We start from the raw sequence: 12,548 nt of genomic DNA on the forward strand, positions 1-12,548 counted from the left end.
AACGGCCGGATGGCGGTATAGATACCTCATCCGGCCTACAAGCATAAGGCTTGATTAGCGTTTTTTACCCATTGCGGCCGCCAGCGCGTCCATCATGGCGCTGTTGCCCGCAGGCTGCGCGTCACGACCACGCGGCTTCGCCGCTTTTGCCGCCGGGCGGTTGCCCTGGGCGCGATCGTTGCTGCCGCCGCGACGGGCGTTGGTTTCACCCGGCTGCTCGTCCAGACGCATGGTCAGCGCGATGCGCTTACGTTGCAGGTCAACCTCCAGCACTTTCACCTTCACGATGTCGCCCGCTTTCACCACGGTGTGTGGATCTTCGACGAACTTATTCGACAGGGAAGAGATGTGCACCAGACCGTCCTGATGTACGCCGATATCCACAAACGCGCCAAAGTTGGTGACGTTGGTTACGGCGCCTTCAAGAATCATGCCCGGTTGCAGATCGTTCATGGTTTCTACGCCATCAGCAAACTGCGCGGTTTTGAACTCTGGACGCGGGTCGCGGCCCGGTTTTTCCAGCTCTTTGATGATGTCGGTAACGGTTGGCACGCCGAATTTGTCGTCGGTGAAATCCACCGCTTTCAAATTGCGTAGCTCGCTGCTGTTGCCCATCAGCGCTTTCAGCGCCTGTTGGGTGGCGGCAAGAATACGCTCGACCACCGGGTAGGCTTCCGGGTGAACGGTAGAGGCATCCAGCGGGTTATCGCCGTGGTTGATGCGCAGGAAGCCCGCGCACTGTTCAAAGGCTTTCGGCCCCAGACGGCTCACTTTCAGCAACTGCTGGCGGTTCTGGAACTGACCGTTTTCATCACGCCAGGCGACGATATTCTGCGCCATCATGCGCGTTAAGCCTGCCACGCGGGTCAGCAACGGTACGGACGCGGTATTGAGATCGACGCCGACGGCGTTTACGCAGTCTTCCACAACGGCATCCAGCTTACGGGCAAGCTGGGTCTGGCTGACGTCGTGCTGATACTGGCCGACGCCGATGGATTTCGGATCGATTTTCACCAGCTCCGCCAGCGGGTCTTGCAGACGACGGGCGATAGAGACTGCGCCGCGCAGCGAAACGTCCAGATCCGGGAACTCCAGCGCCGCCAGCTCGGAAGCGGAATACACCGATGCTCCGGCTTCGCTGACGATCACTTTCTGCGCCGTCACTTTCGGGAACTGTTTCTGCACGTCGAGGAAGAAGCGCTCGGTTTCGCGCGATGCCGTGCCGTTACCAATCGCCACCAGCTCAACGTTGTGTTTTTCGCACAGTGCGGCAACCGCCACCGCGGCTTTAGCCGCCTGACCGGTATGTGGATAAATAGTGTCGGTGGCGACCAGTTTACCGGTGCCGTCCACTACGGCAACCTTCACGCCGGTACGCAGACCCGGATCGAGACCCATAGTCGCGCGCAGGCCAGCAGGCGCCGCCATCAGCAGATCGTGGAGATTGCGGGCAAAGACGTTAATGGCTTCATCTTCCGCGCGTTCACGCACGGTGCCCATCAGTTCGGTTTCGAGATGCATCAGGACTTTTATACGCCATGTCCAGCTCACCACGCCTTTGCGCCAGCTATCCGCCGGAGCGTTGTTCAGACGCAGGCCGAGGTGATCCTGGATGATCTGCTCGCAGTGGCTCTCTTTGGGCGGCTCATCGAATTGCGGGTCGGCATTCAGCGACAGTTGCAGCACGCCTTCGTTGCGGCCACGGAACATCGCCAGCGCACGGTGTGAAGGGACGGTGGCGATCGGTTCGTGATGATCGAAGTAATCTCGGAATTTCGCCCCTTCCTCCTCTTTGCCGCTCACGACGGTCGCGACCAGATGGGCGTTCTTCCACAGATAATCGCGCACTTTCGCCAGCAGCGCCGCGTCTTCGGCAAAACGCTCCATCAGGATATAACGTGCGCCATCAAGGGCTGCTTTGGCATCCGCCACGCCGTTGTCAGCGTCGATGTATTTTGCCGCTTCCGTTTCCGGGGTGTGGGAGGGATCTGACCACAGCAGGTCAGCCAGCGGTTCAAGTCCGGCTTCGATGGCGATTTGCCCGCGTGTGCGACGCTTGGGTTTGTAGGGCAGGTAGAGGTCTTCGAGTTCGGTCTTACTTAACGTGCCGTTGATGGCGTTAGCCAGCTCATCGGTCAGCTTGCCTTGCTCGGAAATGGACTTGAGAATGGCCTGACGTCTGTCTTCCAGTTCACGTAGATATCCCAGACGGGTCTCCAGATTACGCAACTGCGTGTCATCCAGCCCGCCGGTGATCTCCTTACGATAACGTGCGATAAACGGCACGGTGTTCCCTTCGTCAAGCAGGCGAACGGCAGCGTCTACCTGTTCGGCGCGTGCCTGAATTTCACCCGCGATAATGCGGCAGAAAGAATCATTCATCATGGATTTAGTTTCATCTGAGTAAAAAATCAGGGGATAGTTATACGGATTGACTGGCAAAATTGCCAGTCATCAGCGGGGGCTTCGGATTGTTCCGGCGCTATTTTACGTATTCGATCTCATTAACGTACCAGCTGGCCTCGCCAGCGGGCGTGTGTACTACCGCGAGATCGCCCACTTCTTTTTTCAGCAACGCCCGCGCCATAGGCGAGTCGATGGAGATGTAATCCTTACGACCGAAAATTTCATCGTAGCCGACGATGCGAAAGCGGCGGATATCGCCCTCATCGTTTTCGATCTCCACCCACGCGCCGAAGAACACTTTGCCTTCCTGCTGCGGGGAATAATCGACGATTTTCAGGTTTTCCAAGCATTTGGTCAGATAACGAACACGACGGTCGATCTCACGCAGGCGCTTTTTATTATACTGATAGTCGGCATTTTCGCTGCGGTCCCCAAGACTCGCAGCCCAGGTCACTTTTTTGGTGACTTCCGGGCGTTCTTCCCGCCAGAGATAATTCAGCTCGTGTTTGAGTTTTTCGTACCCTTCCCGGGTAATCAGGGGCGTTTTCATCTCGTTGATTTACCTTTGACTATTTGGCGATGCGCACAATACGTATTACGTGATCGCCGCAGCAGAATAAATAATGTGTCGCAAGATTAATTGTATACTTAAGCTGCTGTTAAATATGCTTTGTAACAATTTAGCCTGGAATTTATACCAGAATTCGCTGGTGACGAACGTAAGCTTTTTTAAGAATACACACATTCAATTGTTGCGAACCTTTGGGAGTAAAACAATGCAAGAGAATTATAAGATTCTGGTGGTGGATGACGATATGCGCCTGCGCGCGCTACTGGAACGTTATCTGACCGAGCAGGGCTTCCAGGTTCGAAGCGTGGCAAACGCCGAGCAAATGGATCGTCTGCTGACCCGTGAGTCCTTCCACCTTATGGTACTGGACCTCATGCTGCCTGGCGAAGATGGCCTGTCAATTTGCCGCCGTCTGCGCAGCCAGAGCAACCCTATGCCGATCATCATGGTGACGGCGAAGGGTGAAGAAGTGGACCGCATTGTGGGTCTGGAGATCGGTGCCGACGACTACATTCCGAAGCCGTTCAACCCGCGTGAACTGCTGGCGCGTATTCGCGCTGTGCTGCGCCGTCAGGCGAACGAACTGCCGGGCGCGCCTTCGCAGGAAGAAGCGGTAATCGCTTTCGGTAAGTTCAAGCTGAACCTCGGCACCCGCGAAATGTTCCGCGAAGACGAACCGATGCCGCTCACCAGCGGTGAATTTGCGGTACTGAAAGCGCTGGTCAGCCACCCGCGCGAACCGCTTTCCCGCGATAAGCTGATGAACCTGGCGCGCGGTCGTGAATACTCTGCGATGGAACGCTCCATCGATGTGCAGATCTCCCGTCTGCGCCGCATGGTGGAAGAAGATCCGGCGCATCCGCGTTACATTCAGACCGTCTGGGGCCTGGGCTACGTCTTTGTACCGGACGGTTCTAAAGCATGAGGCGAATGCGCTTCTCTCCGCGAAGTTCATTTGCCCGCACGCTACTGCTCATCGTCACCTTGCTGTTCGTCAGCCTGGTGACGACTTATCTGGTGGTGCTGAACTTTGCGATTCTGCCGAGCCTCCAGCAGTTTAATAAGGTTCTGGCCTACGAAGTTCGTATGCTGATGACCGATAAGCTGCAACTGGAGGACGGCACGCAACTGGTGGTGCCGCCTGCGTTCCGCCGGGAAATCTATCGTGAGCTGGGGATTTCTCTCTATTCCAACGAGGCTGCCGAAGAGGCCGGGCTGCGTTGGGCGCAACACTATGAATTCTTAAGCCATCAGATGGCGCAGCAGCTGGGCGGCCCGACGGAAGTGCGCGTTGAGGTCAACAAAAGTTCGCCGGTGGTCTGGCTGAAAACCTGGCTGTCGCCCAATATCTGGGTGCGCGTGCCGCTGACGGAAATCCATCAGGGCGATTTCTCCCCGCTGTTCCGCTATACGCTGGCGATTATGCTGCTGGCGATAGGCGGCGCATGGTTGTTTATTCGTATCCAGAACCGACCGCTGGTCGATCTTGAACATGCCGCGTTGCAGGTGGGGAAAGGCATGATTCCACCGCCGCTGCGCGAGTATGGCGCGTCGGAGGTGCGCTCTGTAACCCGCGCCTTCAACCATATGGCGGCGGGCGTGAAGCAACTGGCTGATGACCGTACCTTGCTGATGGCGGGCGTGAGCCACGATTTGCGCACACCGTTGACGCGTATCCGCCTGGCTACCGAAATGATGGGTGAAGAGGACGGCTATCTCGCGGAGTCCATTAATAAGGACATAGAAGAGTGCAACGCCATTATCGAACAATTCATCGATTACCTGCGTACCGGTCAGGAAATGCCAATGGAGATGGCCGATCTGAATGCCGTGTTGGGTGAGGTTATTGCGGCGGAAAGCGGCTACGAGCGGGAAATTGATACCGCGCTACAACCGGGCAGTATTCAGGTGAAAATGCATCCGTTGTCGATTAAACGCGCGATCGCCAATATGGTGGTCAACGCCGCCCGTTATGGCAATGGCTGGATCAAGGTCAGCAGCGGTACGGAACCGCATCGCGCCTGGTTCCAGGTTGAAGACGATGGGCCGGGCATTAAGCCGGAACAGCGTAAGCACCTGTTCCAGCCGTTTGTGCGCGGCGACAGCGCGCGCAGCACCAGCGGCACCGGGTTGGGTCTGGCGATTGTGCAGCGTATTGTGGATAACCATAACGGTATGCTGGAGATTGGCTCCAGCGAGCGCGGTGGGCTTTCTATTCGCGCCTGGCTGCCGATTCCGGTCACTCGCGTACCGGGTTCGACGAAAGACGCATAAGAAAAGGGAGGCGAAATGCCTCCCTTTTCGTTTCTCAGCGCCCGGTGGCGCTACGCTTACCGGGCCTACAACAGCGTGTGCTCCGTAGGCCGGATAAGGCGTAGCCGCCATCCGGCGTGTTTTTTTACAGCTTCGGCCCGGCGCTGACCAGCGCTTCACCGGCTGGGGTATCGGTGTATTTCTCGAAATTCTCGACAAACAGTTTCGCCAGCGCGGTGGCTTTTTCCTGCCACTGTTCCGGTGACGCGTAGGTGTTACGCGGGTCAAGAATACGTGTCTCTACGCCCGGCAGCTCGGTCGGGATCGCCAGGTCAAACATCGGCAGATTAAAGGTTTCCGCATTATCCAGAGAGCCGTTCAGGATGGCGTCGATAATCGCGCGCGTATCTTTGATGGAGATACGTTTGCCCGTGCCGTTCCAGCCGGTGTTTACCAGATACGCCTGTGCGCCGGATGCCTGCATGCGTTTGACCAGCACTTCAGCGTACTGCGTCGGGTGCAGCGACAGGAACGCCGCGCCGAAGCAGGCAGAGAAGGTTGGCGTCGGTTCGGTAACGCCGCGCTCAGTACCGGCCAGTTTAGCGGTAAAGCCAGACAGGAAGTGGTACTGCGTCTGGTCAGCCGTCAGGCGAGAAACCGGCGGCAGCACGCCGAAAGCGTCGGCAGTCAGGAAGATGACTTTGGTTGCATGGCCCGCTTTTGATACCGGCTTAACGATGTTATCGATATGATAAATCGGGTAGGAGACGCGGGTGTTCTCGGTTTTGGAACCATCGTCGAAATCGATGGAGCCATCTTCGCGAACGGTGACGTTTTCCAGCAGCGCATCGCGACGGATAGCGTTGTAGATTTCCGGTTCGGCTTCTTTAGACAGCTTGATGGTTTTCGCGTAGCAGCCGCCTTCAAAGTTAAACACGCCGTCGTCATCCCAGCCGTGTTCGTCATCGCCGATCAGACGGCGTTTCGGGTCGGTGGATAGGGTGGTTTTCCCGGTGCCGGAAAGCCCGAAGAAGACCGCGACGTCGCCTTTCTCACCCACGTTGGCGGAGCAGTGCATGGAGGCAATGCCTTTCAGCGGCAGCAGGTAGTTCATGACGGAGAACATCCCTTTTTTCATTTCGCCGCCGTACCAGGTGCCGCCAATTAACTGAATGCGTTCAGTCAGGTTGAAGGCTACGAAGTTTTCAGAGTTCAGCCCCTGTTCCTTCCACTGCGGGTTGGTGCATTTCGCGCCGTTCATCACGATAAAGTCTGGTTTGAAATCCACCAGTTCTTCGTCCGCAGGACGGATGAACATGTTTTTGACAAAATGCGCCTGCCAGGCGACTTCCGTGATGAAGCGAACGGAGAGACGGGTGTCCGCGTTAGCGCCGCAGAAGGCGTCAACGATGAACAGGCGTTTGCCGGAGAGTTGCTGAGTTACCAGCCCTTTCAGGTGCTGCCAGGTTTCCTGGGACAGCGGTTTGTTGTCGTTCTTGCCTTTGCCTTTGTCGGACCACCAGAGCGTGTCACGCGTGGTGTCGTCACGGACAATGTATTTATCCTTCGGCGAACGTCCGGTAAAGATACCAGTATCAACGGCAACGGCGCCCAGATTCGTTAATACGCCGCGCTCGTAACCTTCCAGAGTAGGATCGAGTTCCTCCTGGTACAGCAGGTCGTAGCTGGGGTTGTAAACGATATCCTGAACGTCATTGATACCATAAGCCTTGAGATCTTGCGGGGTTAAGCTGTTAACGCGCATGTCACTACTCCTTAGCCAATATGTATTACCTGAAATTGTAGGGTTTTTTAGGGTTTGTTAACCGCGACGAGGCTCATAGATTTACGTATCTGGACAAAATCACGATTGACCGAAAACGCTGTGACTCCTGTCACGAAGCGGCGCTTATTATGGCAGAGAACCCTTTTTTGTTGTGGAAAATGTTCTTAAAACGTTAAAAATGAGTGTATTCTGCGGGAATGTTGTGAGTGTAATCGCATTCATGTAAGAAATTTACGAAACTCTTACATATAAAATATCGATTCACCACGAAGGAAAAAATGAACAAAAAGTGCGGAATTTTGCGGAGCAGGCCGGATGACGACGCGGATGCGTCTTATCTGACCTGTAAATGAGTAAGCCTGATGAGCGATTCGCCATCAGGCTTTTTACTAGTGATTAATGCACCTGCGGGTCGGCAGGGGAGGCGTTGTTGCGGATTTCCGCAATGTCCATCGCGTTGAACAGATAGTGGCTGCCGCAGTAATCGCAGTGCATATCGATCTCGCCTTCTTCCGCCAGGATGCTGTCCACTTCTTCATCCGGTAGCGTTTTCAGCGCGCCCGCACAGCGTTCACGAGAACAGGTACACTTGAACTCAACGTCCTGCGGGTCGTAGAGCGTGACCTCTTCTTCATGGTACAAACGCCACAACACATCGTTAGCCGGAAGAGTCAGCAACTCTTCGGTTTTGATGGTTCCGGTCAGCGTCGCCAGGTGATCGAAGTCGTCCGCCTGCGCGTTCTGCGCGGGCATTACCTGTAGCAGCATTCCGCCCGCCGCCGGTTTGCCTTCCACCTCGCCAGTGCGGATGAACAGGCGTGTCGGCAGCTGTTCGGAACGCAGGAAGTAATCTTCCAGACACGCTGCCAGCGTGTCGCCTTCCAGACCGACCACGCCCTGATAACGCTCGCCTTCTTCCGGCGTAATGGTGATCACCAGATAGCCGTTGCCCACCAGCGTTTTCAGATCCGCGTTTTCCGGCACTTCGCCCTGTACGCGAGCGACGCCGCGCATCTGCTGGTTGTTATTGCCGTTGATCACCGCCAGGCTCAGTGGGCCGTCGCCCTGTAGCTGCACGGTAATGTCACCGGCAAATTTCAGCGTGGCAGTCAGCAGGCTGGTGGCGACCAGCAGCTCGGCCAGCACGGTTTTGACCGGCTGCGGATAGGCGTGGTTTTCGAGGATCTGTTGCAGGGTTTCCGATACGGTCACCAGTTCGCCGCGCACGGCAAAGTTTTCAAACAGATAACGATGTAATTGGTCATGTTGCGGCATAATCATCTCTCTTGCGGGTGACAGTCACTCACTGTCGCCGTGTTTAAATCGTAACAGGTCGCGGCGCTCTTTTTTATCCGGTCGCCTGTCCGGGTGCGGCATGGTTAATGCGTTAAGTTTGCGTGCCTGCGCCATTTTTTCGCGTTTTTCCACGCTCTCCGCTGTTTCTTCATACAGCGTAACGGCTTCGCTCGCCGGACGGCGCTGCTCGGTAATGCCTTTAATGATTACCGTCCGCTCGTCGTTGCCCTGGCGCAGGGTCAGCGTCGCATTCAGCTCGACAATCTTGCCCGGCTTGCTGCGCTGCCCGTTATAGTGCACCTTACCGCCTTCAACCATTTCGCGGGCCAATGCACGGGTTTTATAAAAGCGTGCGGCCCACAGCCATTTATCCAGTCGGACCTCAATAGAGGGCTTTTCTTTCATGGCGTCTCCTTCACATCAGTGAGGGGATCAGCCGGCGGTAATCATTCAACGACGGATGGCGTGCATACTGCTTTTCTGCAATGCCGGAGTCGGGATTGGTCACGCCGAGGCAGTAACGAATGCCGAATTGGGCGGCGGCGTCGAGAATCGGTTCGCTGTCGTCGATAAACAGCGTTTTCTCTGCGCTTATTCCCGTTTCTTCAGCCACTGCGTGCCATAACCGCTGATCCTCTTTGGGATAACCAAATGTGTGGGTGGAAAGTAATAAATCAAGGTGTGATGCCAGACCGGTATGTTCCAGCTTCACCGCCAGGTTATGCGGGTGCGCGTTGGTCAGCAGAATGCGGCGTTTACCGCGGGCTTTTAACGCATCCAGAAACGGCACGGTATCTTCGCGCAGCACGGCGCGCGGCCCCTGTGCCGTCGTCATAGCGCAAATGTCCAGACCCAGCCGCTCGCTCCAGTAATCAAGACAGTACCAGTTTAGCGTATGCTGCACGGCATGATACTGCTGGCGAATATAGTCCTGGGCTTCCTGTGCTGTGATTCCCTGCTGTGCGCCATAGGTTTCCGGCACCAGTTTCTGCCAGAAATAGTTATCGAATGCCAGATCGAGCAGCGTGCCGTCCATGTCCAGCAAAACGGTATCGACGTCCTGCCAGGCAATATCAATATGCATGGGAATTCTCCAGATGAGATTGCCGCCAAATCCTGGCGGCTTTTGCCGGATATGCGCTACAGGGTAGCATACCGTGAGCTGTCAGATGAGGCTTTCCGGGGAGGCGATCAGCTTTGGATTCAGGCAGTTTTCATAATATTCCTGAATTTCCGCCATACGGGTGCGGTTACGCTGATAACGTCTGAACGCCTGAATGCCGTTGTAAGCGGCGCAGCCCAGCATGGTGAGCATCAGCAACGTCGTGCCAAGGTAGCGCCATAAACCGGAACGATCCGGGATGCGGTGCAGACCGATGTGCTGCGTGCCGTTGGCGTCGGTGTAGACACGGGTGACGATCCCTTCGGCGCTAAACGGTGTTTGCATTAACATCTGCGCCAGGCGCTGGAATGCGCCCCACTGTTCCTGCGCGGGGTAATCGTACAGGGACATCGACGGCCACGGCTGATCAACCAGATCGCTGCCTTCATCGCTGATAATCAGGAAGCCGCCCGGCGCGGGGCTGTTAAGCGCCTGTGCGGCGCGCGCGGTTTCACGGGAGATAAACGGCGCGGTTGAGGTCGTCACCAGGTTATCGAGCGACTCCGCGCTGACAGGGCGCAGCAGAACGTTCACGCCGTCAAGTTTGCCCGCATTCGCGCGTTTGACCAGCGCGGCCCAGTTTTTGCTATTGCCGAGGTTCACCAGCGCGTTTTTCAGGCGCACGCATTCGTCTTCGGCGGCGCACAGATCGGCGGTCTTTAATACGATGTCGCCGAAATCATCCAGCAATACCATCCCGGACTTTTGAATCGCCGAACGCAGCGACGCGCTAACGCGGGAGTCATCTTCCGGCTTCGGGTGCAGCTGGCGGTTGATGGCCTGGGTCAGCGCTGTGGCTTTGTTGACGAGATCGGACTCGGGCAGCGGCAGCGTCCGCGCGTCATTCCAGATGATTTGCGAGCAATCAAACGGCATAAAAGGGGAGTTCGGCTGCGCAGTCCAGCTACCAGACTGATGGATATTACACATGCCTTTGCCGTTCAGATGCAGCGTATCGCCCACGCGAACTCCGGCGTCGTGGAGCTGTTTAACGCTGGTGGCCTCAATGGTTTGCGCGCCTTTCATCCACGACAAGGTGAATTTGATCGGCATATCCAGCGGGATCCAAAAGAGCAGCATAAACAGCACCAGCAGCGATCCGCCCGCAATAACGGCGCTACGCAGCCAGTGTTGCAACGGGAAATTTTTCACCTCGTCATGCAGGGAGAGAAAACGCCCTTGCCGCGCGACGTGGCGATCCAGATAGATATCAATATCCGTTTGCTGCCCGAGATCCTGTGCGATATAGGGTTGCCAGTGGGCAGGGTAAATCAGGTCAATAATTCCCAGCGAAATATTGTTGATCTGCTCCTGATCGTTTTCGCCAAACAGCCCCCAGCGACGCGGGGTTCCCCGCAGGCAGTGAATCTCTCGCAGCGAGGTTTTAGATGGCGGTGCGAACAGCCCCCAGAGACCTGCGGCGAGCAGCAGAATTGCGCCGCCCGCAATCCACGGCACGAAGACATCCGGCGTAATTAAGCAACAGAAGAACAGCAGGAATGAGGCCACAATCAGCGATGCTTCGCGCAGCCCCGCGGGGCGGCTGAGCGCATACTCTTCGTGAGTTTCCTGACGAATGTTCAGCAGTTCAATTTGCTCGCTCTCTTCGCCACGAATCGACGCCTGGGTGGAGGAGGTATGCTGTAGCGCATAGCCGCGCGTCTCCTGCATGTACTCCTGCAACGTGTGGCCGTTAAGCGAGATGACTAAAGGAAGCGTATCGGTATGGATCAGCTCAACGTTATTTTCGTCATTGATGTACTGTTCCCAGAACGGCGGCAAATGAACCTCAACGGAATCAAGGTAATATCGCCATTTATTGGGATCGTCGGTCGTAATGCCGTAACGCGTAATGGAATGGGTCAGAATAATGACGTTATTACTCTGGGCATTCAGCGTTAACGACACGGGAGCGGTACTGGCGCCTGTCGGCCCCGGCACCTGCTGAATCTGACTGAGGTTGTCGAGATAGTTTTCAACCGCACTGCGCTCTTCCGGCGTTAGCTTGCGCGTCGCGGCGTCTGAAAAGGCGCTGATCCAGGGCAGATTCTGCCGCCTGGCTCTTACTCTGAGTAGCCATCCTGCCAGTAGAGAGCAGGCCAGCAAAGCAGCTAAGAAAATCAAAATGGTGCTCATGCTTTCCCCATCTTACTAAGTCTGTCAGGCGTGGTCAGTCGCACCCTGTCGAATAAATGTGATGCTGTGGTTGGCTATCGGCAAGCGTGGAGTTGAACTTGAGCATTTTTACGCGCATCCCAGTGAATGCGGATCATAGCAAACCCACCAAAAGCGGAATATCAGCAAATTCCTGGAGTTATTTCAACCTATTGACTTTTAATTTTAAATGGGAATTAATTTTTGCTACGTTACATAAATGTAAATAAACGGCAATTCACATTGCCGAAACCGTGCTGTATATCGCACAATGGCACCAGATTTCACTGCATAGATTCTCACGATGAGCAAATCATTACAAAAACCCACCATTTTGAAAGTTGAAACTGTCGCGAAATCCCGGCTGTTTAACGTCGAAAGTGTGGATCTCGAATTCAGCAACGGCGTGCGCCGCGTCTATGAGCGTATGCGTCCGTCCACTCGTGAAGCGGTAATGATTGTGCCGATCGTAGACGATCACCTGATTCTGATCCGTGAATATGCCGTGGGCACGGAGTCTTATGAGCTGGGGTTCTCCAAAGGGTTGATCGACCCTGGCGAAACCGTTTTTGAAGCGGCGAACCGCGAACTGAAAGAAGAAGTTGGGTTTGGCGCGAACGATCTGACGTTCCTCAAAAAGCTCAGCATGGCGCCGTCCTATTTTTCCAGCAAAATGAACATTGTGATAGCGGAAGACCTCTATCCTGAATCACTGGAAGGCGACGAGCCGGAACCGCTGCCGCAGGTGCGCTGGCCGCTGACGCATTTAATGGATCTGCTGGAAGAACCGGATTTCAGTGAAGCGCGAAACGTCAGCGCGCTGTTCCTGGTCCGTGAGTGGCTGAAGGGGCAGGGGCGGTTGTAATTTATATTGCCGGATGGCGGCTGACTTTTACCTGGCCTACAACAAAACGTAGGCC

Annotated in this window: 10 protein-coding genes; 3 read left to right on the forward strand and 7 right to left on the reverse strand. The window is 55.6% G+C overall.

Annotation, left to right across the window (positions count from 1 at the left end; all coding sequences use genetic code 11):
- Positions 1-54 precede the first annotated feature (54 nt).
- Both OGV82_RS05170 and greB read right to left on the reverse strand, forming a co-directional pair.
- A complete protein-coding gene (locus OGV82_RS05170) occupies positions 55-2,385 on the reverse strand; it encodes a Tex family protein (protein WP_101744195.1) in 2,331 nt (776 codons plus the stop codon).
- 97 nt (positions 2,386-2,482) lie between these two features.
- Positions 2,483-2,956, reverse strand: a complete 474-nt coding sequence (gene greB, locus OGV82_RS05175; RefSeq protein ID WP_101744196.1) for a transcription elongation factor GreB — start codon at positions 2,954-2,956, stop codon at positions 2,483-2,485.
- A 226-nt stretch (positions 2,957-3,182) separates the two neighbouring features.
- Here greB and ompR point away from each other — a divergent pair, with 226 nt between their 5' ends.
- The gene (ompR, locus tag OGV82_RS05180; RefSeq protein ID WP_001157751.1) at positions 3,183-3,902 is read left to right on the forward strand and encodes an osmolarity response regulator transcription factor OmpR; all 720 of its coding nucleotides are present in this window, start codon (positions 3,183-3,185) and stop codon (positions 3,900-3,902) included.
- Positions 3,899-5,251, forward strand: a complete 1,353-nt coding sequence (gene envZ, locus OGV82_RS05185; RefSeq protein ID WP_101744197.1) for a two-component system sensor histidine kinase EnvZ — start codon at positions 3,899-3,901, stop codon at positions 5,249-5,251. Before ompR ends, envZ begins: the two co-directional genes overlap by 4 nt.
- A 124-nt stretch (positions 5,252-5,375) precedes the next feature.
- Here the strand turns inward: envZ and pckA are convergent, their stop codons facing one another.
- The 5 genes from pckA to igaA form a co-directional block, all read right to left on the reverse strand.
- Positions 5,376-6,995: a phosphoenolpyruvate carboxykinase (ATP) gene (gene pckA / locus OGV82_RS05190; RefSeq protein ID WP_012135511.1), complete on the reverse strand. Its 1,620-nt coding sequence runs from the start codon at positions 6,993-6,995 to the stop codon at positions 5,376-5,378.
- 417 nt (positions 6,996-7,412) lie between these two features.
- Entirely contained in the window at positions 7,413-8,291 is an 879-nt protein-coding gene (gene hslO / locus OGV82_RS05195) for an Hsp33 family molecular chaperone HslO (protein WP_024131015.1), read from the reverse strand.
- Positions 8,292-8,315: 24 nt separating this feature from the next.
- Positions 8,316-8,717, reverse strand: coding sequence for a ribosome-associated heat shock protein Hsp15 (gene hslR, locus OGV82_RS05200; protein WP_047460684.1), 402 nt, complete (start codon positions 8,715-8,717; stop codon positions 8,316-8,318).
- A 10-nt stretch (positions 8,718-8,727) separates the two neighbouring features.
- Complete coding sequence (gene yrfG, locus OGV82_RS05205; protein WP_012135508.1) at positions 8,728-9,396, reverse strand: GMP/IMP nucleotidase; 669 nt, start codon at positions 9,394-9,396, stop codon at positions 8,728-8,730.
- An 81-nt stretch (positions 9,397-9,477) separates the two neighbouring features.
- Positions 9,478-11,610, reverse strand: a complete 2,133-nt coding sequence (gene igaA / locus OGV82_RS05210) for an intracellular growth attenuator protein IgaA (protein WP_101744198.1) — start codon at positions 11,608-11,610, stop codon at positions 9,478-9,480.
- 322 nt (positions 11,611-11,932) lie between these two features.
- On the opposite strand from igaA, the gene nudE reads away from it, so the two are divergent.
- Positions 11,933-12,493 carry an ADP compounds hydrolase NudE gene (gene nudE, locus OGV82_RS05215; protein WP_012135506.1) on the forward strand — a complete coding sequence of 187 codons (561 nt, stop codon included), beginning with the start codon at positions 11,933-11,935 and terminating at the stop codon, positions 12,491-12,493.
- Positions 12,494-12,548: the final 55 nt, after the last annotated feature.

The organism is Citrobacter sp. CK191, from assembly GCF_030333435.1.
GTDB lineage: Bacteria > Pseudomonadota > Gammaproteobacteria > Enterobacterales > Enterobacteriaceae > Citrobacter_B > Citrobacter_B koseri.